28 protein-coding genes are annotated in these 26,218 nt (G+C 60.1%); 6 read left to right on the top strand and 22 right to left on the bottom strand.

Annotation, left to right across the window (positions count from 1 at the left end; translation table 11 throughout):
• Window positions 1-23: 23 nt before the first annotated feature.
• From FJ490_RS24225 to FJ490_RS24215, 3 genes are read left to right on the top strand one after another with little or no spacing between them, the layout of a single operon-like run.
• Window positions 24-1,577, top strand: coding sequence for a UbiD family decarboxylase (locus FJ490_RS24225; protein ID WP_348641018.1), 1,554 nt, complete (start codon window positions 24-26; stop codon window positions 1,575-1,577).
• The gene (locus tag FJ490_RS24220) at window positions 1,574-2,158 is read left to right on the top strand and encodes a UbiX family flavin prenyltransferase (protein ID WP_140522838.1); all 585 of its coding nucleotides are present in this window, start codon (window positions 1,574-1,576) and stop codon (window positions 2,156-2,158) included. Before FJ490_RS24225 ends, FJ490_RS24220 begins: the two co-directional genes overlap by 4 nt.
• Window positions 2,159-2,195: 37 nt before the next feature.
• Entirely contained in the window at window positions 2,196-2,450 is a 255-nt protein-coding gene (locus FJ490_RS24215) for a DUF2249 domain-containing protein (RefSeq protein WP_140522836.1), read from the top strand.
• A 57-nt stretch (window positions 2,451-2,507) separates the two neighbouring features.
• Here FJ490_RS24215 and FJ490_RS24210 read toward each other — a convergent pair whose 3' ends face one another.
• Entirely contained in the window at window positions 2,508-2,819 is a 312-nt protein-coding gene (locus FJ490_RS24210) for a hypothetical protein (protein WP_140522834.1), read from the bottom strand.
• A 143-nt stretch (window positions 2,820-2,962) separates the two neighbouring features.
• On the bottom strand, window positions 2,963-3,355 hold the full coding sequence (locus FJ490_RS24205; protein WP_140522832.1) for a hypothetical protein: 393 nt from the start codon (window positions 3,353-3,355) through the stop codon (window positions 2,963-2,965).
• Between the two features lie 262 nt (window positions 3,356-3,617).
• On the opposite strand from FJ490_RS24205, the gene FJ490_RS24200 reads away from it, so the two are divergent.
• The gene (locus FJ490_RS24200; RefSeq protein WP_140522830.1) at window positions 3,618-4,808 is read left to right on the top strand and encodes an NnrS family protein; all 1,191 of its coding nucleotides are present in this window, start codon (window positions 3,618-3,620) and stop codon (window positions 4,806-4,808) included.
• Between the two features lie 160 nt (window positions 4,809-4,968).
• On the opposite strand, the gene FJ490_RS24195 is transcribed toward FJ490_RS24200, so the two are convergent.
• The 18 genes from FJ490_RS24195 to ccoN form a co-directional block, all read right to left on the bottom strand.
• Window positions 4,969-5,784, bottom strand: coding sequence for a c-type cytochrome (locus FJ490_RS24195; RefSeq protein WP_140522828.1), 816 nt, complete (start codon window positions 5,782-5,784; stop codon window positions 4,969-4,971).
• Window positions 5,784-7,406: a b(o/a)3-type cytochrome-c oxidase subunit 1 gene (locus FJ490_RS24190; RefSeq protein WP_140522826.1), complete on the bottom strand. Its 1,623-nt coding sequence runs from the start codon at window positions 7,404-7,406 to the stop codon at window positions 5,784-5,786. The genes FJ490_RS24195 and FJ490_RS24190 overlap by 1 nt, the downstream gene beginning before the upstream one ends.
• A complete protein-coding gene (locus FJ490_RS24185; protein ID WP_140522824.1) occupies window positions 7,396-7,953 on the bottom strand; it encodes a cytochrome C oxidase subunit II in 558 nt (185 codons plus the stop codon). The genes FJ490_RS24190 and FJ490_RS24185 overlap by 11 nt, the downstream gene beginning before the upstream one ends.
• Window positions 7,954-8,155: 202 nt before the next feature.
• The gene (locus FJ490_RS24180; RefSeq protein ID WP_140522822.1) at window positions 8,156-9,433 is read right to left on the bottom strand and encodes a cytochrome c; all 1,278 of its coding nucleotides are present in this window, start codon (window positions 9,431-9,433) and stop codon (window positions 8,156-8,158) included.
• Between the two features lie 9 nt (window positions 9,434-9,442).
• A complete protein-coding gene (locus FJ490_RS24175; protein ID WP_140522820.1) occupies window positions 9,443-10,153 on the bottom strand; it encodes a c-type cytochrome in 711 nt (236 codons plus the stop codon).
• A gap of 308 nt (window positions 10,154-10,461) precedes the next feature.
• Window positions 10,462-10,794, bottom strand: coding sequence for a DUF982 domain-containing protein (locus FJ490_RS24170; RefSeq protein WP_224684583.1), 333 nt, complete (start codon window positions 10,792-10,794; stop codon window positions 10,462-10,464).
• A 186-nt stretch (window positions 10,795-10,980) separates the two neighbouring features.
• Entirely contained in the window at window positions 10,981-11,238 is a 258-nt protein-coding gene (locus tag FJ490_RS32805; protein ID WP_181165394.1) for a hypothetical protein, read from the bottom strand.
• A 122-nt stretch (window positions 11,239-11,360) separates the two neighbouring features.
• Window positions 11,361-11,738: a hypothetical protein gene (locus FJ490_RS24155; protein ID WP_140522814.1), complete on the bottom strand. Its 378-nt coding sequence runs from the start codon at window positions 11,736-11,738 to the stop codon at window positions 11,361-11,363.
• A gap of 885 nt (window positions 11,739-12,623) precedes the next feature.
• Window positions 12,624-13,493 carry an SUMF1/EgtB/PvdO family nonheme iron enzyme gene (locus FJ490_RS24150; RefSeq protein WP_140522812.1) on the bottom strand — a complete coding sequence of 290 codons (870 nt, stop codon included), beginning with the start codon at window positions 13,491-13,493 and terminating at the stop codon, window positions 12,624-12,626.
• Window positions 13,494-13,546: 53 nt separating this feature from the next.
• Window positions 13,547-14,653 (bottom strand): copper-containing nitrite reductase, encoded by a 1,107-nt coding sequence (gene nirK / locus FJ490_RS24145; protein WP_140522810.1) that lies wholly within the window; start codon window positions 14,651-14,653, stop codon window positions 13,547-13,549.
• Between the two features lie 207 nt (window positions 14,654-14,860).
• The gene (gene ccoS, locus FJ490_RS24140; RefSeq protein ID WP_140522808.1) at window positions 14,861-15,016 is read right to left on the bottom strand and encodes a cbb3-type cytochrome oxidase assembly protein CcoS; all 156 of its coding nucleotides are present in this window, start codon (window positions 15,014-15,016) and stop codon (window positions 14,861-14,863) included.
• Window positions 15,016-17,301 carry a cation-translocating P-type ATPase gene (locus FJ490_RS24135; RefSeq protein WP_140522806.1) on the bottom strand — a complete coding sequence of 762 codons (2,286 nt, stop codon included), beginning with the start codon at window positions 17,299-17,301 and terminating at the stop codon, window positions 15,016-15,018. Before FJ490_RS24135 ends, ccoS begins: the two co-directional genes overlap by 1 nt.
• Window positions 17,276-17,794, bottom strand: a complete 519-nt coding sequence (locus FJ490_RS24130; RefSeq protein ID WP_140522804.1) for a FixH family protein — start codon at window positions 17,792-17,794, stop codon at window positions 17,276-17,278. Before FJ490_RS24130 ends, FJ490_RS24135 begins: the two co-directional genes overlap by 26 nt.
• A complete protein-coding gene (gene ccoG, locus FJ490_RS24125) occupies window positions 17,791-19,350 on the bottom strand; it encodes a cytochrome c oxidase accessory protein CcoG (RefSeq protein WP_140522802.1) in 1,560 nt (519 codons plus the stop codon). Before ccoG ends, FJ490_RS24130 begins: the two co-directional genes overlap by 4 nt.
• A 173-nt stretch (window positions 19,351-19,523) precedes the next feature.
• Window positions 19,524-20,387: a cytochrome-c oxidase, cbb3-type subunit III gene (gene ccoP / locus FJ490_RS24120; RefSeq protein WP_140522800.1), complete on the bottom strand. Its 864-nt coding sequence runs from the start codon at window positions 20,385-20,387 to the stop codon at window positions 19,524-19,526.
• A 2-nt stretch (window positions 20,388-20,389) separates the two neighbouring features.
• Window positions 20,390-20,539 carry a cbb3-type cytochrome c oxidase subunit 3 gene (locus FJ490_RS24115; protein ID WP_140522798.1) on the bottom strand — a complete coding sequence of 50 codons (150 nt, stop codon included), beginning with the start codon at window positions 20,537-20,539 and terminating at the stop codon, window positions 20,390-20,392.
• 11 nt (window positions 20,540-20,550) lie between these two features.
• Window positions 20,551-21,282, bottom strand: a complete 732-nt coding sequence (gene ccoO / locus FJ490_RS24110; protein WP_140522795.1) for a cytochrome-c oxidase, cbb3-type subunit II — start codon at window positions 21,280-21,282, stop codon at window positions 20,551-20,553.
• A gap of 11 nt (window positions 21,283-21,293) precedes the next feature.
• Complete coding sequence (gene ccoN, locus FJ490_RS24105; protein WP_140522793.1) at window positions 21,294-22,904, bottom strand: cytochrome-c oxidase, cbb3-type subunit I; 1,611 nt, start codon at window positions 22,902-22,904, stop codon at window positions 21,294-21,296.
• Window positions 22,905-23,048: 144 nt separating this feature from the next.
• Here ccoN and FJ490_RS24100 point away from each other — a divergent pair, with 144 nt between their 5' ends.
• Window positions 23,049-23,546, top strand: coding sequence for a hemerythrin domain-containing protein (locus tag FJ490_RS24100; protein WP_319023035.1), 498 nt, complete (start codon window positions 23,049-23,051; stop codon window positions 23,544-23,546).
• A 2-nt stretch (window positions 23,547-23,548) separates the two neighbouring features.
• Here FJ490_RS24100 and FJ490_RS24095 read toward each other — a convergent pair whose 3' ends face one another.
• On the bottom strand, window positions 23,549-24,277 hold the full coding sequence (locus tag FJ490_RS24095; RefSeq protein ID WP_140522791.1) for a Crp/Fnr family transcriptional regulator: 729 nt from the start codon (window positions 24,275-24,277) through the stop codon (window positions 23,549-23,551).
• A 160-nt stretch (window positions 24,278-24,437) separates the two neighbouring features.
• On the opposite strand from FJ490_RS24095, the gene hemN reads away from it, so the two are divergent.
• Window positions 24,438-25,787, top strand: a complete 1,350-nt coding sequence (gene hemN / locus FJ490_RS24090) for an oxygen-independent coproporphyrinogen III oxidase (RefSeq protein WP_140522789.1) — start codon at window positions 24,438-24,440, stop codon at window positions 25,785-25,787.
• A 46-nt stretch (window positions 25,788-25,833) separates the two neighbouring features.
• Here hemN and FJ490_RS24085 read toward each other — a convergent pair whose 3' ends face one another.
• Complete coding sequence (locus FJ490_RS24085) at window positions 25,834-26,193, bottom strand: DUF779 domain-containing protein (protein ID WP_140522787.1); 360 nt, start codon at window positions 26,191-26,193, stop codon at window positions 25,834-25,836.
• Between the last annotated feature and the right edge of the window lie 25 nt (window positions 26,194-26,218).

Genomic DNA, 26,218 nt, shown 5'->3' with positions numbered 1-26,218 from the left:
CGCAAAGTTCTTCGTCAGCCCTGATGGCAAAATCGATCGCCGACGAACCGGTCGGGCCGGATTTCGCTATGCATCACCGCTGCCTTCCCTTGTTTTCAGATCTTGGCTCATTCCTTTCGTTCCTCGATCGGAACGGGCAGCTTCGTGAGGTTGGCATCCCTGTCTCGACACGGCTCGAACTGACCGAGATACACAGGCGGGTGATTGCCTCGAAAGGCCCAGCGCTCCGCGTTACGGCGCCTGTCGACGATCGCGGCGTCAAGTCAGCCTTTCCCGTCGTCGCAAATCTTTTCGGCACCCGGGAACGTGTAGCCTGGGGCCTTGGCACCGACCTTCACGGTCTGGAAACCCTCGGCGCGCTCCTTGCGTGGATGAGATCGCCTCAGGCTCCACAGAACCTTCGTCAGGCCCGACAGATGTTGCCTGCGGCGCGGGGTGCACTCGTGGCGCGGCCGAAGATCGTCTCCCCGCCCAGAGAGTGGCGCGACGCCGATCCGGATTTTTCGCTTCTTCCCATCCAGACTTGTTGGCCGGGAGACGCAGGCCCACTCATAACATGGCCAGTGGTCATTACTCGCCCGCCTGGCGAGGACGACCCGAGCACATACAATCTGGGCATATACCGGATGCAGGTGCTAGCCCGTGATCGTGCCATCGTAAGATGGCTGCCCATGCGAGGTGGAGCAGCCCACCATCGCATATGGCAGGCGAGGGGGCTTGAGATGCCGGTGGCGGTCGTCATCGGGGCAGATCCCGCGACGTTGATCGCCTCGGTGATGCCGGCGCCTGAAGGCGTGTCGGAGCTGGCACTGTCCGGGATGATCAATAATCGCCGAGTCGGATTGGCGCCCTGCAAGAGCATCATGCTTCACGTGCCAACCAGTGCGGAAATCGTGCTTGAAGGTGCCGTCTCTTCAACAGAAACCGCGCTGGAGGGCCCTTTCGGCGATCACACGGGATATTACAACACGCCGGAGCGATACCCCGTATTCAACCTCAAGCGCGTTCGCGTTCGCGACGGGGCAAATTACCTGACCACGTTCACCGGGCGCGCGCCCGACGAGCCCTCGGTTCTCGGCGAGGCACTGCTCGATGTGTACAAGCCACTCCTGCGCCAGCAGATACCGGAAATCGTTGATGTGTGGCTTCCGCCGGAAGCCTGCTCCTACAGGATTGCGGTCATCTCGATCGCCAAGAAGTATGCCGGACAGGCCAGGCGCGTGATGATGGGGTTCTGGTCCCTGCTGCCGCAGTTTTCGATGACCAAGATTGTCATCGTGGTGGATGACGATATCGACATTCGATCATGGCCGGACGTGATGTGGGCGGTCGCCACCCGGATGGATCCCTCGCGCGATCTGATGCAGGTGGACCGAACCCCTATCGACCAGCTCGATTTCGCCTCACCCCTCGAAGGGCTTGGGGGAAAGATCGGGTTCGATGCGACGCGCAAGATTGGGTCCGAGACCTCTCGCGAATGGGGAAAGGAGCTGACGATGTCAACTCATATCGAGGAGCAGGTGTCTCAACGATGGAACGAGTTTGTTTCGAAGACGACCGCTCAGGGGCAACAATGACCAAACGGCTGATAATCGGTGTGACAGGTGCATCCGGCTCCGTGCTCGCGCTGGAGACCATACGTCAGTTGGTCAGGGCCGGGGTGGAGACGCATCTCGTCGTCTCCAAGGGCGCGCGATTGGCGATCCCACATGAGCTCGGCACCGACGGCCTTGCCCAACTGACCTCCGTCGCCAACCGCGCGTATTCCTATCAGGACTTCGCCGCACCAATCGCCAGCGGCTCTTTCAGAACGGATGGCATGATCGTCGTTCCCTGTTCGATGCGGACCTTGGCAGCTATGGCACACGGTTTAGGCGACAATCTTCTCACCAGGGCCGCCGATGTCGTCCTGAAGGAAAGGCGCCGGCTGGTCATTGTTCCACGCGAGGCGCCGCTCCATGAAGGGCACCTCGACGCGATGTTGAGACTAGCACGGATGGGCGCAGTCATCGCACCGCCGGTACCGCCGTTCTATGTCAAGCTTGCCTCGATCGAGGAAATGGTAGTCGAGATGGCTGCCCGACTGATTGGCTGGGCGGGCGTTGACCCGGGCGACAAGCTCACGCGTTGGGGCGAAAAGAAAGTCGCCGCCGCGTGATCATCCTGATGGATTGGCTCAACGTGCAAGGATAGCAATGAATTTGCAGACGTCGAAAGGCGCGACATATGACGTACGGAAACTTCCACCTGAAAGGAAGCAGTCCGCTGTATTGTCAATGTTCGACGGACTCAAACCCGGTCAGACATTCGTGGTCGTTCTCGATTTTGATCCTGATAGACTCAGGCGTCAGTTCGAAGCGTTCTTTGCTGGCGAACACATCTGGCTTTGCCTTAGACCGGGGCCACCAGAATGGCTGATCGAGATAGGAAGACCTCAACCTGCGCAGTGATGTCGAGCTCTACGAAGAGGTCGCACACGCCGATCGACCGATCTGGTCACTCAAGACTCAGGTGGCAGTGACCGTGAGGGCCCCCTTCATTCCAAGCTCATAATGACCCCGTATCAGGTGGTCGTATTCGCCTTCATTGGTGAAGGCCAGACGCACCGTCTCGCCTCTTTTTACGGTGACTGAAACCGGATCGAACGCCATCGATCCATCTTCGTTCTCGACCATGCTGATCGCGATGGTACGATCTATTTTGGCCGCCATGCCCGGCTGACCGATAACCATCAGTTCATGGCCGTCATGAGTGCCGGAATGCATTCCCGCCGCAAGCGCCGGGGCGATGAAGAGGACCATGGCGATTGTTGGCATCATGCATTTCTTCAGTGCGATTTCTCCGTTGTGAAATGTGTTGAGTTTCACCCTGTCGGAGGTGGCCGCGGGCTCTGTTTTGGACCGCGATCGGCGGAACCAGGTTAGCAGGGTCGCCTGAAGCCTTCACCAGTTCTTGCCGCTGATCACCTATGGCCCGTCTGCACCGCAGATAAACTGAGTTGCCGCATCGAAAATGCACCCTCCTTTGCGGTGCTCGCGATGTCGTCAAACAGGAGAGCGAGATCCATGTAGACGCTGCGATCCCGTTCGGCTGCGCCCATTTCATCGAGATCCTGCAGGAAGAAGAGAATGGCTTCGATGCGCTCGCGTTGACAGCGGGCGTTGGCAAGATGCTCGCGTGCCGCGCGCCGCACTTCCAGAGCCGTAAATCGCGCCAGCGTCTCGTCGAGTCTGGAACGGCACTCACAATCGAGCCGGGCGTCCTTGATCAAATTTGCCAGCCTGCCGACAACGGCCATGCCAGCAAAGCGCCGGGAACAGTCGTCAATACTACTCAATGGAACGTTTTGTTTCATCTTCTTCGCTCCTAGGGCAGACGTTTCGCAGCCGGTCGCAACGCGAACAGACGACGCGCGCCCTGCCAATCGGCAGACGCGGTCTCGAAAATTGTTTTGATTATAAGCGACTATTTTTGCTGCCTGTTTGCGCTGGAGCAAACACGTAGACCGATCATCGACGGTATTGCCTTCGCATTGAGTTTTTTCCGACCGCCGATCTTGCGAGTTGAGAAGCGGCACGAGGACGTCGTGTCAGTCATCCCTGTAGAGGAATTGTCGCATGGCCGCCGACGGGAGTGTGCTTATTTTCGACGCGAAGCAGAGGCGGATGTCGGCGCCGTTTCGGCCATTCTTTCTAATCGCGGGGTTGGACGCGATTGTAGGCCCGGCGGTCTGGCTGCCGTCAACGTTCGGAATACAGGCCATCGGCCCGACCGGGATATCTCCCGGCGATTGGCATCGCGACGTGCTTCTTTTCGGGATGGTTCCAGCCATTTTGACTGGCTTTCTGTTGACGGCATTGCCTCGATGGACAGGACGACGCGCAGTCTCGCCACTTACCACGCGTCTGCTCGTCGCCCTATGGCTGTGCAGCCGGGGGACTTTCCTGTTTCTGTCGCATTCGGCCGGGCTTGCCCTCTATGCGTTTTTGGTGCTGACGCTCCTCTTGATTGCGGCGGGACGGGTGATCGCGAGCCGCGACCGCCGCAACCTGAAGATATTGTTTCTGCTGCTCGCCTTTTGTGGTGGCAACATACTTGCGGCGGCGTCCTACCAAGTAGAATTTGCGCTGCGGCTAGCCTTGGCTTCGATCGTCGGACTTGTCATGATCATCGGAGGACGCGTCGTCCCGGCGTTGACGGTGGCCTATGTCGAGAGCGCGGGCGGTCGAATCTCCGTCAACCGTTCTGCCGTTTTGGAATACGCGGCAGCGGCTATTGCGGCATGCGCCCTTGGTTTGTGGGTTGTTGCGCCGCAGGCACAACTCACCGGCGTTGCCTGCGCGCTCGCCGCCTGCGGTCAGACCATGCGAGCCGCCCAATGGAATGGTTGGCGAAGCGCGGCCTCGGCGACGGCTCTTGCCCTTCACATAGGATATGGATGGATCATCGTGGGTTTCGGACTTCTGGCGATCCACATTCTAGCACCGGAGTGGCTGGGACAGGCGGCTGCGGTCCACGCATGGACGATCGGCGCCATTGGCACGATGGCCCTCGCTATCATGGCGAGCATGATCCGTAAGCATAGCCACCGCGCCTTCGCGTCTTCGGCTCCGACGACCGGTGCGTTCATAGCGATGACGACTTGCTGCCTGTCGCGCCTCCTCGTCGAACTGTTGCCGGACTACGGGACAGGCTTGACCAACCTCTCGGGAGCAATGTGGGTTGTCGCCTTCGGTCTGTTTGTCACAGCATTCCGTAGAATGCTCATCCTGCGCAAGACGAAGCCAGACTGCCGCTCCACATCCTAAGCGACGATCAATGCCGCAGCGCGCCTGATTGAGCTGATCCGAGGGTGCCATGCCGTCGCTGCCGATTGCCTTCACACCCAATTCGTGAAGTTATTTTTGCGACAGCATAGGGCCGCCGGTTCGGTCCAGTGGAAGATGCTACCCACGCTGCTGAACGCCTTCAAGGTTGCGGCTTATACTTATCCGGGGGTTGAGATGCGTAGTATTGTGCTACTTGCTCCATTTCATCGTCCGTCATTGCGCGTGCAATATTTCGCATCTGCTGGCTAATATCGTTGCGACGACCTCCGTCTGCGAAAGCGCGCAGTTGAGCTTTGATGTAGACGGCCGACTGGCCTTCGAGCCACGGACTGCCGGCCTTGTTGTCCAAACTGCCGTGACACGAGCCGCAAGGCGCAATTCCGCGCATTGGGGCTCCATTGATGACGATGCGAGGCGCAGGAACCTTTTGCGAGGGATGATAGGCAGGCAATCGCGGCAGGTAATTATAATAGGCCGCGAGGTCGATCATGTCCTGGTCGGCAAGATGAGGCGCGAATGGACTCATTACGGCGTTCACGCGCGCGCCCGATTTGAAGTCTTTTAGCTGTTTGTATATGGCGGCTGGGTATTGCCCTGCGAGGTTGGGCGAATCGGCGCGGCTGACGCCCGTCGGGCCATGGCATATCGCGCATTGCTGAGCGAGCGTCGCACCGCGGTTGATCGACTCGTTCGAAGGATTGGCGAGCATGGCTGACGTCATGATGACGTCCGAGGTCTTGAACGTGGGCTGAACGGTCCTGGCACCCGATGTCAGTTTGGGAATGCCGGCAGCACTGCATATTGCGTCCCACAAGCCAGCCAGCTTCAGATCAGACTGTGCATAGGGAAGCAGGATGAAGCCGCCAAGGGCTGTCAAGACCACCAGCGCGGCCGTGATACCAATACTCAACCTGACCCAAGGGTTTGTCGCTGAGAAGAGGCGTTCCGTCGACATTATCGGGCTCCAATGTAGACAGCCGGAACAGAGGTGCCCTGCCTGAACGCGAGTTGCAAGATTGGGAACCCATAATTGGTCACAGTGAGCCCGATCATCAGTGCCAGCCAAAGGCCATAGCTGTTAAGGGCAGCGGGCACAGAAACGGGAGCATGGACGGCCGTGCTGAAGCGATATTCGCCCGCATCCATCGCCGGGGCGCGCTGGCCTCGTATGAGGATGAGAATGAAGATCGCGCCGGAGATCAGCAGGATCAGCCCCCCAAAGGCCGACATGCTCACTGACATCGCTTCGGAGGCAAGTCCGGGGTCGGTATAATCGAAGTAAGCCATGCGGCGAGGCATGCCTAATATACCAACATAATGCCACGGGAAAGTTGTAATGATCATGCCCAGAAACCATAGCCAGAGCTGCAGGCGCATGAGGCGGAAGTCGATGAACGCGCGCCCCGTCAGATGTGGCCATAGATCGTAGGCGATGGCGAAATACATGATCACGATCGCGCCGCCGAAGATCAGATGGAAATGGCCGGTTATCCACTGCGTGTTGTGGATCGTGGTGTCGAGCTGATAGCTCATGTTAATGAGGCCTCCGGCGCCGCCGAAACCCAGAAGCACGAAGGAGAATGCCGTTGCCAGCATGATCGGATTGTTCCACGGCAATGTAGCGATCCATCCCAGTGGTCCTCTGCCCCCACGCAGGCGACCTGCGATTTCGACAGATGCGCAGATCGTGAAAACAGTCAGCAGGGTCGGCAGGGCCACAAGCGCCGTGAACGCCGAATGGATGAACTTGAAGCCGGCGCCGACCTGCGGATCGGCGAAAGCGTGATGGATGCCGATGGGCATCGCAACGACCAGAAAGAGGATGAAGGCAATCCTGCCCATGGAGTCGCTGTAGAGCTTCCCGCCAATGGCCCGCGGCACGATCGTGTAATAGGCGATATAGGTAGGCATCAGCCAGAAATAGACGATGGCATGAAGCGTCCATGAGAAGAAGACGCGGGCCAACCCAGCGTCTATGGTCGATTTCAAGCCGAGCGCTACCGGCAAAATCTGGAACAAAAGCTCTAGCGCCGCTCCAACGGCCGTCCAGGCCCAAAGATATGCGCCCGCTACATTGGCGAACATGGCGAGAGGCACCGGCGCGTCCGGGTTGTTTCGCTTCCAGATCCTCAGGTTGATGGACATGAGTGCGACCCATATCCATGACCCGAGCACCACCAGCACGACGCCGATATAGTAGAATGGGCTCCCAATCAGCGGCGGATAGAACGTGTAGAGTACGGATGCGCGGCCAAGCGACACGGGAACCATCGCCGTCACTGCGCCGATCACGATCAGCCAGAAGCCCGCCCAGGCCCATCGCCGTCCGATGAGTGGTTGCTTGAGCGCGCTTTCGGAAATGGCGTAGCCGAAGCCCATGGCCACGAGCGTCGGGAACACGTAACCCATAATGGTTCCGTGGGCCGTCAGCGAGCGATAATACCATTCCGGATTGGTGATCCAGGTATGAAGCGGGCTTCGAATGAACATCTGCCAGGCGCCCATGATAAGCGCGAGCCCAAAAACCGCAAACGCAAGCCAAAAATGAGCAAGTATCAGTCGCCGGCTATTTAACACAGCTCACCCTCTCTTGCTTGGTTGCCATGGTCATGAACTCGGCTTTGTCAATGACCTTGACTTTCCCCCACATTCCTTCGTGCCCGAAGCTGCAATATTCCTGGCATGGCATCAGGTACTCGCCCGGCTTGCGGAAGCGGGCGTTCTGCACGGAAATGTAGCCGGGGACGAGCATGGTGTTGACGTTCGTCCCCTGAATAAGAAGGCCGTGGATGACATCTGCACTGGTGGCGCGGATGGTTATCGTCGTGTCAGTCGGGACGAGAATGCACTGTGGCGCGAAGGAGTATTGTTGCCCGATTGCCCGGACAGTTACTGAACCGTCAGGCTCGATGGCGCTACCAAGGTTGGATTCGACGAACTCACCCGAAATGTGAAGCGTGGTTGGATCAGCGGTCTCCACCCGCGCCTGCGGCATCGTCGCCTGATGGATGCCGGCGAAGGCCGCCATGCCGGCGAGGAAGGCGATGATCAAGACCGCGATTATTGCCCAGTTTTTCTCGGCGCGAATCGCAGCCCCGGCATGGTCAACAGGATCCTCGGTCATCTGGATAGCCTCGAAGCCCTAAGGATTGGCGTGGGGGATGAATACGAGTAGGTAGAACGTCAACCACATGCCAAGCACAATGGCGGTCGTAATACCGGCGAGGAGAAAAGCTCCGCCTGGGCCCGATCGTAATATCCGCTCCAGTGCCTCCTTTTCGGATCCGGCTGCGCCTGTCGGCTCATCAGAGTTGATCATCCGGCCCTCAATTCAATGTCGCAGAGCGCAGCTGGTTTGCTTCCGACGGGCTGATCGCTGCTCCCCGATTGCCCCACGAGGTGCGGACATAAGTGACTACCGCCGCCACCTCGTTGTCTGACAAAGTGCCGGCAAACGGAGGCATGCCATACGGCATCGGATTGCCGGCGGTGCCGGGAGGATAACCGCCATTCAGTACCATCCGGATCGCGTTCACCGCCGACTGCATCTGGATGGACTGGTTGCCGGCCAATGGCGGGTAATGTGGCGGAGCCCCTTCGCCTCGCGCGCCGTGGCAGCTTGCGCATCGTTGATCGTACACCGTTTTGCCAAGGCTTATCAGCAGGCTTCCTTCGCTCGGCGGCACGGAAGGTTTAGCGACATCGGGGGCGCTGTCCTGAGCGATGCTCTTCAAGTAGACGGCCATTGCGCGCGTGTCTTCGTCGCTGAGATACTGGAGGCTGTTGTAAACGACTTCGGCCATCGGCCCGTAGACCGCGCCCCTGTTCGAGACCCCGGTGCGCAGCAGATCGGAAATGTCCTTGATGCTCCAGTCGCCGAGCCCCGCTTCCTTGTTCGAGGTGAGGGATGGGGCATACCAGTTCTGCATCGGGATAAGACCGCCCTTGAAGGCGTCGGACTGAGAGTTGCCTCCAAGGGCGTTGATCGGCGTATGGCACATGCCGCAGTGCCCGAGCCCCTCGACGAGGTAGGCGCCGCGATTCCACTCCTGCGACTTGCTTGGATCGGGCTGATATTCGCCTTCGGTAAAGAACAAGGTACGCCAGCCAAGGATTAGTGATCGGTTGTTGTATGGAAAACTGAGGTCATGGGGCCGGTTTCGCTGTTTCACCGCTTCGACAGACTTGAGATAGGCGTAAATCGCGTCGCTGTCTTCCCGGGTCACCTTGGTGTAGGAGGCGAACGGCATTGCCGGATAGATCAATCCCCCATCCCGTGAACGCCCGGTATGCATCATCCTGTAAAACTCGTCGGCCGTCCATTGGCCGATACCGGTCTCAGGATCCGGTGTGATGTTGGAAGTGTAGAGTGTGCCGAAGGGGGTGAGCATGGCGCGGCCGCCTGAAAACAACTTGCCTTCGGGCGCCGTATGGCAGGCGATGCAATCTCCGGCACGTGCCAGATACTCGCCTTTGAGAATAGTGGCCGCCGGGTTTGTCAATGTCCGTTCTTGCGCCCAGGCGGCGTCGTCCAGCTTGAGGGCGGCAAACGAAACCGCGCCTGAAAACGCCAGGAGGCCGACGAGAACTTTGGGCTTCAGCATAGCGTCCTCTCAGTTCGGCTGGCTTCCACAATCGAAGGGCAATGTGAAGGTGCCTTTCGGGGCTGGCGCGGCATTCGGCGGGGCCGGCAGGGAAGACAGCCACGCCGCCACGGATCTCACATCATCTTCCGTAAGGTGCCCTGCCACGACTTGCATGCAATCAGGAGCAGTCGCCGTCCGGGTCCCGTAGCGCCAGGCGCCGAGCTGAGCGCTTACATAGGCTGGGCGCAGACCAAGAAGGCCGGGAATTGCAGGCTCCATGCCCGTAAGCGAAGGGCCGTGACAGCTCGCGCACGCAGGTATGGAGCGCGCTGAGTCACCATGTGTCACCAGTTCCTTGCCATGCATCAAAGCGTCTTGCGAGACGTCGGGGGGCGCGGCAACAGGCAAGGCCGGCCGTTGGTCGGCAAAATAGTCCGCCATCTTCTTGAGATAGGACTGCGGCAGGAATTCGAGCAAGTAGTTCATCGGCGGATAATGGCGCCGTCCCGCTCTGAACGCGAGCAACTGATTATAGAGATATCCGGATGGCTTGCCCGCCAGTCGCGGGAAATAGACGTCGCTGGTGCCCTTGCCTTTGTCGCCATGACAAATGGTGCAGGCCTGCACGCGAGCTTCCATTGTGTCTGGAGCGTTGTTTGGCGGATTGTCTTGCGAAAGTGCGGAGACGGAGGTGAGCAACAGAGACGCAACAACAGCGAGCGGAATTGGGTTGCTCATACCTAAGCTCCATCGGCCTGGCTGAGACCATAACCAAGACAGCAAGGATATGGAACCCCCGCAGCGGCAACTCGCTTGTTTTCACAGACATGAGCTGATGGGCCACGGAAATTGCCGCAAACGGGTCGAGGAGCGCGTTGGAGAGGACGAGACGAAGCAGATGGAGCTTGAGCCGGAAAGGTAGCCTGAACCGCAGTGTTTGGCAGAAACGCGGGGTCGGAAACGGGCGGGGCAGCTTGGGGTTTCTCCAGGCGATTTCTGGGGCATCGACGCGTATTGTCAGCCAGACCGAAGGATCCTAGCTCATACTAACCCGCTTGAACCGGCAACTCCATGCGGAACCATTCTGCGCCGTACAGGTTGCTTTTGCAGAGTGTTCGATTCCCCGAGGATGCAGCCGCTTGAGGCCCGTTGTCCGTCCCTCCGGCAGCGGGCCTTCCTTGCTCAGTCAGCCCCCTAATGGGGCACCTCGGAATTTCCCCTCCTCGATAGCAGCCAGCTTGAAGCACTCTCGAGCCTTCCTGAGGTGTCGCTTGGCCAGCCAGAGCGGCCCAGCAAGCGCGCACCGCTTGTTTCCACTTAGGGCCACGCTTACTCCACTGAAGGAGATGCTCGGCGGCAGCCTCTACGCTGCTGACCATGTACGTCATGCCTGACGGGTTGCCGCTGACGGGACCGGTGGGGTGAACCAGTGGGTGGCCATCAAGGTGGCCATCAGCTGACGCTCCGATAGGAGAGCCTGCGTTTGAGTTCAGAGGCGTTCAGGAGCATCACGAGGTCCGTCGCGTAAGGTGACCTCAAGGCCGACCGCTGGGTGACCCTCGGGTTCAGCGGGTTTCCCGGTCTTTTGGTCGACCACCGTCCACCCCTTGGGGTCTCTTTTCCGTTCGTACCTTGGGGCCATGAGACCATTCGCTGTATTTCCGTCTCAGTTCTTCGAGCAGGGACCGATGCTCCTGGGGGAGATCGTGGTCTATCCGCAGCCCCAGCAACTGGCGAAGGTGGCGGCGGAACGCCTCTGTCTTGATCCACCGGCGAACAAGGTGGGCTATGGCCTGCTGCCGGGCTTTGTCGAGTTCTGCCATGGTCGGTCTGCACGAGTAGTTCAGCACCGAACTCCGGGTGCCCTGGATGGTTCCCAAGGCCAGAAAGCGCCCGAGAGCCCTGAGCTTCGTCATTCAGGCTAAACTGACGCCGGCAGGGACAACTACTTGCTGATGATCCAATCCACCAAGCCAACTTCGACCGGCACGCACCCGACGTATTCGAGTACCAGGCTCTTAGCCAGATCGCGCCATTGACACTCGGGCGCGTTCGTTCCCGAGACCAAATCTCGGAACACAGCGCGGAGAATATCGGCATCGAACGCTGAGATGGTAAGGGGAGCCGGGTCTGCATCTTCCCAAGGTCGGACGGTGTCATCGTTCTGGGACTGGTGAAGCCGTCTCAGAAGGTCGTGTGATGCCGTGGTTACGCTTCGGGTATGATTAATATCGCGCCGAAATGCGGCTCTTTCAGCAAAGGAGCGATGCCGCAGCAGGAAGGTGGCTTCGATGGCCGCGCGCGATGTCTGTATGCGCTGCAAGCATGGGGCTTCCTCCCCCTCGAAAGGATTTATTTACTCCCTGTTGAACGGACCCCACAAAGCAAATCAACACCCGAACCAAAGCGGCCGGGAATGTTTGAGCGCGAAGGATCAATCAAGCGTTGCCAAGCGTTCGCTTGCGATCAACCGCGTTCAAGACGGCCACCAAATCCTCGGCAAATTTCGGGACGCTTATGTGGTTCCTTACTCATGGAGGTCGAAGAGGACGAGCTTTTCACCTATTGACGCAAGGTGAACCACCCTCGTTCATCGGCGGAAGGATCGTTCCGAGTTTCACGCGCAACTGGCTCGTCCGCCAAGACACGACCGGCTGCCGACACAATTTGCCCAACTCGACATCGTGGCAATAGTCATCTCGGCCGTCGCGCTGGGCACGTGGTCGACCGCTCATGACGACAGCGCCTCAGGACTGTTTATGGCCGTGGCCGCTATCCGCCAGGCGTGGCGACCGTGGGCTGCGCTGGTCCTCCATCTTGCATGGGCCTCGTGCCGGTTGAAGTTGCCTTCATTTCGGCGCCGATCTTCTTTCCTGCCATGGTGCCGACCGCTGCCGGGCTATGCGCGCTCGGAACGGGTGCGGTGGGCGCTTTGACACCTGCTCTGATGACCAGCGCTCGGGCACACTGGGCGAGAGTTCAAAGCTGGAAATGGCGCCTTTGTTCATCTTCGTAGCCGTCCTTCTTGCGGGATCACTGGGAATTCTGATCGCCTTCGTCCCCAACTGGAGCGGCGGGTGCTGGCCGGATGGCGGCTTTTGCCGGCTTTATCCTGATCTATCGAACAGCATAGATGAGGCCAAAGACACCGTGAGCCCGGAGCAGCAATCGACCGACGAAACCAGAACGCAGCACTTGCTCCTGACTGTCAGGTAATGCCGAGATAGCTAAGGAAACGGTTGGCCCATCCACGATGCCCTCGCACCAGTCTGAATCCCAGATTGTCGGGGGGCAAGCCGACGGCGCAGCCTCCGCTTTTTCCGTCACTTACGAAATTCGACATATAGGCTCTGTGAAGGCCTTCAAGGACATGGACGCCACAATTGTCGACCGCGCTCACAACCCCGCTTCCGTCTTCGGCCAGCGTCGTGCGGACATAACAGGTCGAAGTCCACTCCCACACGTTGCCGGAAAAGTCGGCCAAGCCACGCGAATTCACACCAAAGGAACCCCGGCTCCTGGGCAACGGGTCCGGTTTGCGATTGAGGTCAAGCTCTGCCTGGTAGCTGGTGAGCCAACGCCTGGCAGGGTTGTTGGCATCGTTTTCGACACCTTCGAATTCGCCTGCAAACCGCTCAGCTGCCGCAAATGCCCATTCCTCGTCGGTGGGCAGCCGCCATTGGTCACCTGTTGCTTCTGAATACCACCGGGCGTAGGCAACGGCGTCGAGATAGCTCACTGTCGTTGCGGGTGCGTCATGCGGGATTGAGCGGGTCTCCTCCGCCGGCCGACAGGCCCCAGCCGACACGCAATCCGTATAGTCGGCTGCGCTGACCTGATAAGTCATGATCTCAAGCGGACCGTTGAGTTGCTGCTCGACCTTGGGATTGGTTTGCGGTCGTCCGTTCTTCAGGAACTCGCCGGGCATCGGATAGGTGATCGAACCGGGGAACAGGCTAACCGTTGTGGCAATGGCGTGGGGCTGTCGCTGGCCATCGGCGGCCTGTATCGAGAGTCCTACCGCTACCGCTGCGGCCACCACGGCCATTGGCACGAGCTTCAGGATGAAAGCCGACATAGTTCTTGTCCAAGCCCGGACAGGATCACTGTCCGGGCAAATGCGAGGGCCGTTCAGTTCATGGCGACGGGTTTGGGCGCTTCCACCTGCGTCATGAGGTCGTCGTTCCAATCGCCCTCGACCTTGAAGTGAGCGGTCGCTCCGAGCTCCACGGCCTCGATCAGATTGTGATTGACGTAGGCGTAGACGCCCGGCTGCAGGAAGGTGTAGAGCGCCGAGCCCGCGGAACCACCACGAATGAACCAGGTTTCCAGATCCTTGGCCGGCGGGTTGGCGAATTTACCCTGTTCCCAGACGTAATCGCCATGGCCGCCGATCAGATGCGGCCGCGTATCGCGGTTGGCCTGTGAGTGGACGATCAGCACGGTTTCGCCGACCTTCGACTTCATGGCGTTGTCGCCGGTGAGCGATCCGACCTTGCCGTTGAACACCACATGCGTGGGAATGAGCCCGCGCATCACCTTGACGGTGTCATCGTAGGCGTCGCCGGCGGATTCGTAGCTCTTGAAGTTGCCCTTCTCGTCGCGCGGGATATAGAAGTCACTCTCGCCCACGTAGAAGATCTTGTCGTACTTGACCGGTTCGCCCTTGTCGTTCCTCAAGCCGTCGCGCGGCAGCACCATGACCGCGCCGTTCATCCCAGACACGACATGCCAGGGGATCATCGCGCCGCCAGGGGCGCAGTGATAGATAAACGTTCCCGTCCGCGTCGCCTTGAAGCGCAGGGTCACCTGTTCGCCGGGGTTGATCAGCGTGAGCTCGCCGCCACCCAGAGCGCCGGTTGCGGCGTGGAAGTCGATGTTGTGGGCAAGCGAATTGGTTTCAGGATTGATGAGCGTCAGCTCGAGGTAGTCGTCCTGGTGCACGACCATCAGCGGGCCGGGGATCGAGCCGTTGTAGGTCATCGCGTTGAGCTTTGTGCCGTCGGCATCAATGACGATCGGCTTTTCTTCGATTGTCATGGTGAACTCGACGATCTTCGGTCCGCCCTTGGCAATCTGGTCATGCGAATGCACAAAAGGCGGCGCAACGAGCATGATCTTTTCGCGGGGCAGCCCCCGCACCTCTGCCTTTGTAACCGTTGCCGACAATGCGGGCAGCGCCGCAACGGCGGCAGCGCCAAACGCTGCTCCGAAGAGGGCTTCGCGTCGCGTAATCATGTCAATCTCCTGTCTCTCGACCATTGTGGATGAGGAGAAACTACCTGACCTGACCTAGCGTTTCTTTGCGTTGGCGCAAATTGGTGATGTTAATCGCGGAAACAACAGCTCGGAACGCAGCGATCTTATGTGTCACTATTTGAAGTGGAGAATTTTGGCGTCGCCGTTTTCTGCAAGGATGCGCCGTCACGGGCCACTTCTTGAATATCAGCGGCCGCTTTTATCTTCCGTATCGATCAGAATCCGTTCGGCGGCTCCGTCGAGATCTTCGTACTGGCCAGTTTTCAAAGCCCACAGGAAGCCCCCCAGGCCAAGCGCTCCAAGAAACAGCGCGACAGGTATGAGGTAGGTCAGTGTGGTCATTACGGTCCGACCCGTTCGTTGGAGTTGGACAGCCTATCGTGGCGAATATCGCTGGCCGGTGAGATTGGTTTCGACGATCGCAGTCGCAGCGCATTGCCGATGACAAGCAGCGATGAGGCGGACATGGCGATCGCCGCTATCAAGGGCGTAACGTGGCCAAGGATGGCGATCGGTACCGCGACCGCATTATAGACGATCGCGATGGCGATGTTTTGCCGGATCAGGCTTCCTGCCTTCCGCGAGATGTCCAGCGCGAGAGGCACGGCCAGAAGACTTTCGCGCAGGAAAACGAAATCCGCTGCATTCCGGCCGATATCGGCGGCGCTGGCCGGTGCGATCGAGACATGGGCCGCGCTCAGCGCCGGCGTATCGTTGAGCCCGTCGCCAACCATCAGAACCTTGTGCCCATCTCTCGCCAGACTCTCGATGCGTTCGACCTTGCCGGACGGCAGCAGGCAGGGAACGAAGTTATCGACACCCAGCACGTCCGCAACCTCGGCGCAGGCTTTAGCGGTATCGCCCGACAGCATTTCCACCGATACCCCGGCATCGTCCAACCGTTGGACGGCCGCTCTGGCGTGGGCGCGCAGCGCATCCTCGAAAACGAAGGATGCGGCAATCATGCCATTTTTCGTCAGCACCGTTCCGCCGTAGCCGTATTTGCCTTCGCCGCCAGTGCGAGCCTTCCAGCCGGCCCATCCGCGTCGACCCAAACGCCAGATGGTTCCGGCGTCGGTGGCTTCGATCCCGAAACCTGGTTGCTCGGTCACCGCATCGAATTTGTGCTGCCGGCTCGAAATGGCAAAGCCGGCTATGGCCTTTGAAAATGGATGACGGGAATGTGCGGCCAAGTCGGCTGCGATCGCCAGCATGCCTGGATCGATCGACGAAGCGTTGACCAGCCGGGGCCGGCCAAGGGTCAACGTGCCGGTCTTGTCGAACACCGTCGTGTCGATTGTCGCCAGGCGTTCCATGGCCGAACCATCCTTGACCATGATGCCGTTCTCGAACAGGCGTCGTGCTGCGACCACCTGAACGATCGGCACGGCGAGGCCGAGCGCGCATGGACATGTGATGATGAGAACCGCGATGGCGATCGTCACGGCCCGGTGCCAGTCGCCGGTCCCCGCCATCCAGCCCAGGAATGTCAAGAAGGCGGTGAGATGAACCACCGGGGCGTAGAGCGCCGAGACGCGATCGGCGACGCGGCGATAGCGCGCGCGACCGCCCTCGGCGGCCTCCATCAGCCGGACCATTTCCGCCAGGAACGAATCCTTTGCGGCGGCTGTCGCCTGAATCATCAGCGGGCCGGTAAGATTGAGCACGCCGGCCTGTACTGCTTCGCCCGGCGCCACGTTTTTCGGCGTGCTTTCGCCCGAGGCCAGCGAGCAGTCGAAATCCGACGTTCCCTGGATGATCTTGCCGTCGACGGGGATCCTCTCGCCGGCTGCGATCAACAATCGCATGCCTGGTTCGATCTCGCCGACCGGCAAATAGTCGCGCGCGCCGTCGCCGCGCAGCACCATGGCGCCACGCGCGGCCAGCTGAGACAGGCCTTTCACGGCAGTCCGGGCACGCTCCCGCATCACATGATCCAGCGTGCGTCCGATCAAAAGGAAGAACAGCAGCGATACCGACGCGTCGAAATAGGCGTGGTCGCCATGATTGACCGTCTCATAGAGGCTCATGGCGTAGGCGAGCGAAACACCGACCGCGATGGGCACGTCCATGTTCATGCGACCATGGCGCAGAGCATTCCAGGCCGAACGGAAGAAGATGCCGCCGGCAAAGGCGAGGGCAGGAATGGCGATCAACGCCGAGACCCAGTGAAACAGGTCGCGGGTAGCACCTTCGGCGCCGGACCAGACCGAAACCGAAAGCAGCATGATGTTGCCCGCCGCAAAGCCGGCAACAGCGACTGCGCGGATCAGTTCGGCAAGCGTCTTGTCCTTGTCGTCGATCTCGGGTGCGAACAGATGCGCCTCGTAGCCCAGCCTGCCAAGCGCGGCGACGAAGGGTGGCACCTCGTCTCCACGCCACCGGACCGCGACCCGTTTCGTCGACAGGTTGACGCGCGCGCTTTCGACGTGATCGAGCCTTCCAAGTGCCGCTTCGATCGTCTGGATGCAGGCGGCGCAATGAACCGTCGGCACTGAAAGGTCGGTCTGCCGAAGATCGTCGCCAAGCGATCGGCTCGCCAACCTGATCTCCTGGCTGGATGGCAGGACCGATGTGGCGCCGTTCAGATCTAGCGCCATTTCAGCGCCCGGTGCACAGCAGCTCACTGCAGCCTCCATGAGAAATCATGATCCTGCGGACGTCGCGATAGGGTCGTGCCTGGCCGGCATCGGCGTCGACTTCGACGATCCAGACACCGTCCTTCGGCATATGCTGCGCTGCGAATTCCTGGCCGGAGGCAAGCGCGAGCGTGACGGACTCGTCCTCTTTCTCGTAGGCGGGATGACGAAACAGCACCTTGACGCCGTGCAGAGGAACCGGCTTGCCGGCTGCGTCGGAGAGGCCGTAGCGGACTTCGCCCCATGCGATGGTCAGCTTGCCGGTCCAACCGAGCGCTGCTTGGGCGCGGCCGGCCTCGGCCTCCTTGTTGAATTGCTGGCTGGCCACATAGGTGTTTTCGACGACGAGGCCGGTCCAACTCGTATTGGCGAGCGTGGCCATGGTCAGGTTGACCGCGATGACCACCCCGAAAAAGGTGAGAATGATGGCCAGCATGTGCCTGCCGGTGAATTCGCGAGGCTTTTGGGCATTGGCGGTCATTTGGCGGCCTCTGGCGCGTTGAATGTGGCGGTGTACTCGTTCGACTCGAAGCTCGCCTTGTCCTCGACACGGAGCTTGAAGGTCTGGGCCGGGGCGTGGATCTGGTCCGCCGGCTGGCGAACGAAGACCTTCAACGTTTTCAGGCGGTCGGGTTCGACCGGGACGGCGAAAGACCGGCCGGCCGGGATGTCGTCGCCGACGACGACCATGTCGGCACCCTCCAGGCCCTGCATGGTGACGGCGATGGTCCTTGGCTCAGGGATCATGTTGAGCAGCTTGACGGTATAGCCGTTGCGGATGGAACCATCGGATAGCGTGACGAATTGCGGATTGCGGTCATGCAGCACGTTCAGCTCAAGCCGATTGCGCGTCAGCAGCGAATAGAGCAGGCCCAGCCCGATCAGCGACCACAGGCCCATGTAGACGTAGGTGCGCGGCCGGAAGATCTTGCGAATGTGAAAATGCGCCACCTGATCGGAGAAGGTGCCGACGGCAGTCCTGACCAGCGACGGATTGATTGAACTGGAGCCGCCTGCGGTCGCCAGCATCATGTTGGCGTTGTAGTCGGAGAGCGTCGCGTAGGAGATCAGCCCGCGCTCCTTGCCGAGCTTGTCCATGACGCCGTCACAGGCGTCGATACACAGCGCGCAGGTAATGCATTCGAGCTGCTGGCCGTCGCGAATGTCGATCCCCATTGGGCATACCGCAACGCAGGCATTGCAGTCGACGCAGTCGCCGACGGACTGCCCTGCGGCTTGCACCTTCTTGGCGTGACGCGAGCGCGGTTCGCCGCGCCAGTCATTGTAGGTGACGGTGAGCGAATTCTCGTCGAGCATGGCTGCCTGGATGCGCGGCCATGGGCACATATAGGTGCAGACCTGTTCGCGCATCAGGCCGCCGAACGTGTAGGTGGTCGCCGTCAACACGGCGATGGTGATGTAGGCGACAGGCGCGGCGGTACCGGTGAAAAGCTCGCCCACAAGTGTCGGTGCATCAGCGAAATAGAAAATCCAGGCGCCGCCGGTCGCCGCACCGATGACCAGCCAGACGGCGTGCTTCGATACGCGCAGCATCAGCTTGCGGGCGGTCCAGGGACCATCGTCAAGTTTCATGCGGGCGTTGCGGTCCCCCTCGATCGCACGTTCGATGACAAGGAACAGATCGACCCATACGGTCTGCGGACATGCATAGCCGCACCAGGCACGGCCGACAGTCGAGGTAATCAGGAAAAGTCCAACGCCGGCCATGACAAGAAGGCCGGCCACATAGTAGAATTCCTGGGGCCATATCTCGACAAAGAAAAAGTAAAAGCGCCGATTGGCGAGATCGAGCAGCACGGCCTGGTCCGGGGCAAATGGACCGCGGTCCCAACGCAGCCACGGCGTCAGGTAGTAGATGCCAAGCGTGATCGCCATCACCAGCCATTTGAAGCGGCGAAAGTTGCCTGAGGCGCGCTTTGGGAAAATTTTCTTGCGCGCAGCGTAAAGGGGCTGACGGGTCTTGGCGGAATTGACCGCCTCGGCTTCCAGCCGTTCTATCTGCGTCTTGTCCAGCACGAGTATCTCCACTTGCGCGCAGACCGTGACTTTGAGTGCGCTGGACAACCTTGCCGCGGCATGGACAGACCCGCGTTGATGCAGGTCAATCGAGGAATGCCGAAAAAATTGAGGCCCGGACTGGCCGGGCCGCGTCGCTCAGGCGGCGAAGGGCAGGAAAGAGGGCCCCCGACCTATTCCCCGCCGCCGAGCGAATGGATGTAGACCGCCAACTCCTTGACCTTGGTCTCGCCGAGACGCGCGCCCCACGCTGGCATCACGCCCTGCTTCGGTGCGCGAACCTGGTCGGCGATTGCCGTTTCGCCCGACCCGTAGAGCCAGATCGCGTCGGTCAGGTCGGGCGCGCCGAGCTCCCTGTTGCCTTTCGCATTGTCGCCGTGACAAGCGACGCAGTTTTCGGCGAAGACCTTGGCGCCGAGTTGAATAAGAGTTGCATCGCGGACCTTGCCGGACAGGCTGGCGACGTAGGCGCTGACCTGGGAGATCTGGTCGGCGGTGATGATGTCGCCGAAGGCCGGCATTTCCGACAGGCGCGTGTCCGGATCTGAAGCGAAGCGGATGCCGTGCGTGATCGTCTGCTGGATCTGCTCGGCCTTGCCGCCCCACAGCCAGTCGTCGTCGTTGAGGTTGGGAAAGCCCTTGGAACCCTGGGCGCCGGAGCCGTGGCACTGCGTGCAGTTAACCTTGAATGCGGCGCCGCCGGCCGCGACCGCGAATTCCCGCAAGACATCGTCCGCGGCGATTTCGGAGATGCTTTTCGACTCCACCGCCGCGACGTACTTGCCCTTCGCTGCTTCCGCCGCCGCCAGCTCGTTCTTGACGTCATTGCGGCTCGAATAGCCGAGAACACCCGTTGTCGCCGAGTGCAGCAGCGGCCATGCCGGATAGGCGATGGTGTAGCCGATCGCCCACACGATGGTGACGTAGAACGTTGTGACCCACCAGCGCGGAAGCGGGTTGTTCAGCTCCCTGATGCCGTCCCATTCGTGACCGGTGGTTGAGACGCCAGAGATTTCATCGATGTGCTCGTCGCTCATGATCACTCGTCCTCAAGGGGAATCCGGGCAGCTTCGTCGGCCAGCTTGCGGCTGCCAGGGCGCAGGGCAAAGACAATTGCTCCGACAAAGAAGAGTGCCATGGCGACCAGACCCCAGCTGTCAGCAAACTCCCGCATCAAATTGTAATCCATGGATAAACTCCTCAACGGTAGCCGGCGGCTTCGTCGTAGTTCTTGAAGTCGACCAAGGTCCCGAGCATCTGGAGATAGGCAACCAGGGCATCCATTTCGGTCACCTCCTGCGGATTGCCGTCGAGGTCACCGACCTTGGCTTTGGGATAGCGCTTCTCGAGGCCGGACGTGTCGGCATTCGGGTCGGCCTGCGCCTTCAAATCGGCATTGGCGTTGGCGATCATGTCGTCCGAGTAAGGGACACCAACGCGCGCGTTCGCAACCAGGTGCGTCGAGAAGTTCTTCACCTCGATCTGCGCGTCCTTCAGGAAGGCATAGCTCGGCATGACCGATTCCGGGACGACCGAGCGGGGGTCGGCAAGGTGCGCGACGTGCCAGGCATTCGAATAGCGGTCACCGACGCGGGCGAGATCCGGCCCGGTGCGTTTGGATCCCCACTGGAAGGGGTGGTCGTACATCGACTCCGCAGCCAGGCTGTAGTGGCCGTAGCGCTCGACTTCGTCGCGGAACGGCCTGATCATCTGGCTGTGGCAGAGGTAGCAGCCTTCGCGCACATAGATGTTGCGCCCGACAAGTTCGAGCGGCGAGTAGGGGCGCATGCCTTCCACCTTCTCGATCGTGTTGTCGAGATAGAAGAGCGGTGCGATTTCAACGATGCCGCCGATTGTCACAACAAGAAGGGAGCCCACAAGAAGAAGCGTGGCGTTCTTCTCGATTAGTGCATGTCTATCCATCAAGCCCATGTTCTGGCTCCTTATTCGGCAGGCTGAAGGGCGGGAACGGAGCCAGGCATCGGTTGCTCCTCGCGCTGGTGGCCGAGGATGGTCATGGCGATGTTCCAGGCCATGACCAGGGCGCCCGAGAGGTACATGGCGCCACCGATGGCGCGCATGACGTAGTAGGGGTGCATGGCTGCGACCGTTTCGGCGAAGGAGTAGACCAGGAAGCCCTGCTCGTCGTATTCGCGCCACATCAGGCCCTGCATGATGCCGGACACCCACATGACCGCGGCGTAGACGACGATCCCCAGGGTCGCCAGCCAGAAGTGCCAGGTAACCAGCCGCAGTGAATAGAGCCGGTTACGGTTCCAGAGCTTCGGCACCATGTAGTAGATCGCGCCGAACGAGATCATGCCGACCCAGCCGAGCGCACCGGAGTGCACGTGACCAATGGTCCAGTCGGTATAATGCGATAGCGAGTTGACCGCCTTGATCGACATCATCGGGCCTTCGAAGGTCGACATGCCGTAGAAGGCGATGGCCATCACCATCATACGGATGATCGGGTCGGTGCGCAGCTTGTCCCAGGCGCCGGACAGCGTCATCAGACCATTGATCATGCCGCCCCAGGACGGCATCCACAGCATGATCGAGAACACCATGCCGAGCGTCTGCGCCCAGTCGGGCAGGGCGGTGTAGTGCAGGTGATGCGGCCCGGCCCAGATGTAGAGAAAGATGATCGCCCAGAAATGGATGATCGAAAGCCGGTAGGAATAGACTGGCCGGTTCGCCTGCTTGGGCACGAAATAATACATCATGCCGAGGAAGCCGGCGGTGAGAAAGAAGCCGACCGCGTTGTGGCCGTACCACCATTGCGTCAGCGCATCCTGGACCCCCGAAAAGGCGGAGTAACTCTTGGAACCGAGCAAAGAGGCCGGCATCGAAAGGTTGTTGACCACATGCAGCATCGCGATGGTCACGATGAAGGACAGGTAGAACCAGTTGGCGACGTAGATGTGCGGTTCCTTACGCTTCAGGATCGTGCCAAGGAACAGGATGAGGTAAGCGACCCAGACGATAGTCAGCCAGATGTCCACGTACCATTCGGGTTCGGCGTATTCGCGGCTCTCGGTGATGCCGAGCAAGTAGCCTGTCGCGGCCATTACGATGAAAAGCTGGTAGCCCCAAAAGACGAACCATGCGAGATCGCCGCCAAACAGGCGGGCGCGGCAAGTGCGTTGCACGACGTACAATGAGGTGCACAGCAGCGCATTACCGCCGAAGGCGAAGACGACCCCGGAAGTGTGCAGCGGCCGCAAGCGGCCGAAATTGAACCAAGGCTGAATGTTGAGATCGGGGTAGGCCAGCTGCAGCGCGATAACCACGCCGACCAGCATGCCAACCACGCCCCAGAACATTGTGGCGATGGCCCCGTAGCGGATCGGACCGTCCATGTAGGCGGAAGGGTCGATCGGTGCGGTCACTTCGAAGCTTGAGTTGCGAATGAGGATGGCGACAAAACCGAGCAGCACGAAGAACAGCACCCACATGTGCTGCCGGAATGGCTGGTCCACGCCGAAGCCGGCGGCCACCAAAGCCGCGAATGTAAAAAGGCTCAACGCGAAGATTTGTGTGCCGAACTTCATGACATATCCCCGACCTCGGATTCCCTGCGCGGGCGCCAATCCGCGGCAACACCAATTCCGCAGCCGGCACGTCGCCGCCTTGATCCATGTCAAAGTCATTTGCATTTGGAGTGGGCAGGCTTGGTCCTGCGAACGATCAGGAGATTGCCGTTGAACTCGCAGACAGCAGGGGGACCATTTCCGCCGCATGCAGCCGGCAAAAATTCGATACCGACAGCGTTTGCTGCGGTGATGAAACGTGCACACCTAGAAAAACTGCAGCTCTGCGACGTCTTGGAAAGGATCGCGGACACGTTGCCCAAGGTCGACACGTTGGCGTGCCTGAGCGTAGCCAACGCAATCGTTCCGCTGTTGCGCGACAGTCATCGATACGAAGAGACGGTCATCTTTCCCGCCTACGAGGCCGCGTTGGCCAGCAGTGATGCCGACCTTGGTTCAGCAAGGCGATTGAGCGCCGAGCATATCGAGGACGAGTGCTTTGCCGGTGAGGTGACCGAAATGTTGCTGGCGATCGGCCACGGCAAGACGATCGACAACGCCGAGGCGGTTGGGTTCATGCTGCGCGGTTTCTTCGAAAGCCTGCGCCGGCATATCGCCTTCGAGCGCGAGCATGTCCTGCCGATGATCGGGTTTGTCGATTGAGCCTAGGCGCCGGAGCGGCTCTGCAGCCGATTCAAGCTATCGACACTAACATGCCGATTGTTCTCGATGCGGATCACGCCATCTGATCGCAGCCGGCTCAGCTGACGGCTGACAGTCTCGATCGTCAGGCCGAGGAAATCGGCGATGTCGGCGCGGGTCAAAGGCAGGTCGAAACGTGTCGACTGGGCGGTCGGATCAAGCGTGGGGTCGATGTTCTTGGCGATCATGAGAAGGAAGCTCGCCACCTTTTCCGAAGCACTCTTGCGGCCCAGCATCACCATCCAGTCGCGGGCATCATCGAGTTCGTTCAGCGTCTGCTTGAAGAGACGATGCTCCAGTCCCGGCGATTGCTTCATCATCCGTTCGATGACGGCCCTTGGAAACGAGCACAGGGAGACCGCGGTTGCGGCTTCGGCGTTGATCGCGCTTTCCACCTTGAAGGGCCGGCCCAGAAAATCGGGAGCAAATTGAAGCCCGACAATCTGCTGGCGTCCGTCCGAAAGGCTCTTCGTCAGCTTGACCACGCCGGAAAGCACATTCGCGTAACTGTCGATGGCCTCGGCATCACCGATCAATTCCACGCCCGCTTCAACGGTATGCTTCGATGAGGTCTTGGCGAGGCCCACCAGTTGGTCCGGATCGAGCGCGCCGCAAACGCCATGATGCCGCGCTTCGCATGACTGGCAAAGCACGGGAATGCCGGCGCTATGTACATCCTGACGCACTGTCATCGTGGTCGTCCGCGAACCCAAAGTACTGGCAGGATATAGTATCGGCCCGAGAAATCCGTTGCGGCAGTTTGTCCGCGGCGAGATATCATTGACCGAGATCAAGGCTGCCATTGTCCGATGTGAGCAGGATCGTGCAATACACATCGGAGCAGATATCGAGATGCGGCCAGAATTAATTGCCAGGCTTGGTGAAAACGTGCCGCGTTATACGAGCTACCCGACGGCGCCGCATTTTCATCCGGGCGTCGATGCCGCCGTTTGTCGCGACTGGCTGAAGGCGCTCAACAAGGGCGACGAGATCTCGCTCTATCTGCACATCCCTTATTGCGACAAGCTTTGCTGGTTCTGTGCGTGCCACACCAAGCAGACACGCCATTACGAACCGGTCACCAAATATCTGAGATCACTGCATGCGGAGATCGCCACCGTCTCAAGTCTCGCCGGAGGCAAGGGCCGGGTACGTGCCGTCCATTTCGGTGGCGGCTCACCGACGATGCTCAAACCACAGGACATGGTCGCGCTGGGAGCCGTTCTGCGCAACTGCTTCTCATTTCTTCCCGGCGCCAAGATCAGCGTCGAAATCGAACCCAACGATATGGACGAAGCCCGCCTCGACGCACTTGCCGAAATCGGCATGACGAGGGCGAGCCTCGGGGTCCAGGATTTCGATCCGAAGGTGCAGAAGGCCATCAATCGCGAACAGACCTTCTTGCAGACCAAGACAGTCGTCGACGGCGTTCGGTCACGCGGCGTCGAGTCGGTCAACCTGGACCTGCTTTACGGCTTGCCGCACCAGACCAGGGAGAGTGTCTTGTCCACTGTCATGCAGGCGCTGACGCTCGAACCCGATCGGATCGCCCTTTTTGGCTATGCCCATGTGCCATGGTTCAAGAAACATCAGACAATGATCGACGAGGCCTGGTTGCCAGGCCCGGAGGAGCGGTTCGCTCAATCGCAACTGGCAGCTCGCGCCATACTCGACCAGGGATACGAAGCAATCGGGCTCGACCATTTCGCCAAACCGGGCGATGCGCTGGCGCTTGCTGCGCACGCGGGGATGTTGCGTCGTAACTTTCAGGGCTACACCGAGGATCGCTGCGAAACCTTGATCGGCCTCGGCCCGTCATCCATCAGCCAATTCCGGCAAGGCTATGTACAGAACATGCCTTCGACCGCCGAGTATGGCCGCATGGTGGATGACGGTGGGTTGGCTGCGGTCCGCGGAATTGCTTTGTCCGACGACGACCGCGCTCGCGGGTGGATCATCGAGCGGCTGATGTGCGATTCCGGCTTTTCAGCGATCGACCTGGTCGAGCGCTTTGGCGAAGCTGGCCAAAGGCTTCTCGGCAGAGCGAGTTCCACCGCCCTTCTTGACCCTGCCCGGTTGCTTGAACTTGACGGTGACCGCTTCGTCGTGCCGTTGGAAAGCCGCCCCTTTGTCAGAAGCGTCGCGGCGAAGTTCGACAAGTATTTCGAAACCGGCAAGGCGAGGCATTCCGTGGCGGTCTGAACATCGGCTGCGGTCAGAAATGCTCGCCCAAATCGTATGGAAAGGCCTACATCCCGATCTGGACAGCGCAGATCGTCGACCGCGTCAGGAACCGCTTCTCCCTTCCGTTGTCCAGCGAGAACATGCCGCCTCGGCTTGGCACCACGTCGATAATGAGATCGTTATGCTTCCAGGCCTCGAATTGCGATGCGCCGATGTAGAACGGCGCATCACCGATATGGCCGAGCAAGACATCGCGATCGCCGACGATCAATTCGTCCAGCGGATAGCACATCGGCGAAGAGCCGTCGCAGCAGCCGCCGGATTGATGGAACAGCACTGGACCGTGCTCGGCAACGATCTCCGCGATCAGTTCAAGCGCTGCCGGCGTTGCCGTGACCTGGTATGCATTAGGTTTTCGATCCAGCTTGGGGCGCGGTCCCCTGCGGAGC

This window comes from Mesorhizobium sp. B2-5-11 (genome assembly GCF_006440835.1).
Taxonomy (GTDB): Bacteria; Pseudomonadota; Alphaproteobacteria; order Rhizobiales; family Rhizobiaceae; genus Mesorhizobium.
Note: the sequence above shows the minus strand (reverse complement) of the source record. Positions and strands in the feature narration are given on the sequence as shown.

Bases quoted from the DNA above. Each gene is read 5' to 3' on its own strand.
- FJ490_RS24225 (WP_348641018.1), top strand. From the start codon at position 24: ATGGCAAAATCGATCGCCGACGAACCGGTCGGGCCGGATTTCGCTATG.
- FJ490_RS24220 (WP_140522838.1), top strand. From the start codon at position 1,574: ATGACCAAACGGCTGATAATCGGTGTGACAGGTGCATCCGGCTCCGTG.
- FJ490_RS24215 (WP_140522836.1), top strand. From the start codon at position 2,196: ATGAATTTGCAGACGTCGAAAGGCGCGACATATGACGTACGGAAACTT.
- FJ490_RS24210 (WP_140522834.1), bottom strand. From the start codon at position 2,819: ATGATGCCAACAATCGCCATGGTCCTCTTCATCGCCCCGGCGCTTGCG.
- FJ490_RS24205 (WP_140522832.1), bottom strand. From the start codon at position 3,355: ATGAAACAAAACGTTCCATTGAGTAGTATTGACGACTGTTCCCGGCGC.
- FJ490_RS24200 (WP_140522830.1), top strand. From the start codon at position 3,618: ATGGCCGCCGACGGGAGTGTGCTTATTTTCGACGCGAAGCAGAGGCGG.
- FJ490_RS24195 (WP_140522828.1), bottom strand. From the start codon at position 5,784: ATGTCGACGGAACGCCTCTTCTCAGCGACAAACCCTTGGGTCAGGTTG.
- FJ490_RS24185 (WP_140522824.1), bottom strand. From the start codon at position 7,953: ATGACCGAGGATCCTGTTGACCATGCCGGGGCTGCGATTCGCGCCGAG.
- FJ490_RS24180 (WP_140522822.1), bottom strand. From the start codon at position 9,433: ATGCTGAAGCCCAAAGTTCTCGTCGGCCTCCTGGCGTTTTCAGGCGCG.
- FJ490_RS24175 (WP_140522820.1), bottom strand. From the start codon at position 10,153: ATGAGCAACCCAATTCCGCTCGCTGTTGTTGCGTCTCTGTTGCTCACC.
- FJ490_RS24170 (WP_224684583.1), bottom strand. From the start codon at position 10,794: ATGGTCAGCAGCGTAGAGGCTGCCGCCGAGCATCTCCTTCAGTGGAGT.
- FJ490_RS32805 (WP_181165394.1), bottom strand. From the start codon at position 11,238: ATGGCAGAACTCGACAAAGCCCGGCAGCAGGCCATAGCCCACCTTGTT.
- FJ490_RS24150 (WP_140522812.1), bottom strand. From the start codon at position 13,493: ATGTCGGCTTTCATCCTGAAGCTCGTGCCAATGGCCGTGGTGGCCGCA.
- nirK (WP_140522810.1), bottom strand. From the start codon at position 14,653: ATGATTACGCGACGCGAAGCCCTCTTCGGAGCAGCGTTTGGCGCTGCC.
- ccoS (WP_140522808.1), bottom strand. From the start codon at position 15,016: ATGACCACACTGACCTACCTCATACCTGTCGCGCTGTTTCTTGGAGCG.
- FJ490_RS24130 (WP_140522804.1), bottom strand. From the start codon at position 17,794: ATGACCGCCAATGCCCAAAAGCCTCGCGAATTCACCGGCAGGCACATG.
- ccoP (WP_140522800.1), bottom strand. From the start codon at position 20,387: ATGAGCGACGAGCACATCGATGAAATCTCTGGCGTCTCAACCACCGGT.
- FJ490_RS24115 (WP_140522798.1), bottom strand. From the start codon at position 20,539: ATGGATTACAATTTGATGCGGGAGTTTGCTGACAGCTGGGGTCTGGTC.
- ccoO (WP_140522795.1), bottom strand. From the start codon at position 21,282: ATGGGCTTGATGGATAGACATGCACTAATCGAGAAGAACGCCACGCTT.
- ccoN (WP_140522793.1), bottom strand. From the start codon at position 22,904: ATGAAGTTCGGCACACAAATCTTCGCGTTGAGCCTTTTTACATTCGCG.
- FJ490_RS24095 (WP_140522791.1), bottom strand. From the start codon at position 24,277: ATGACAGTGCGTCAGGATGTACATAGCGCCGGCATTCCCGTGCTTTGC.
- hemN (WP_140522789.1), top strand. From the start codon at position 24,438: ATGCGGCCAGAATTAATTGCCAGGCTTGGTGAAAACGTGCCGCGTTAT.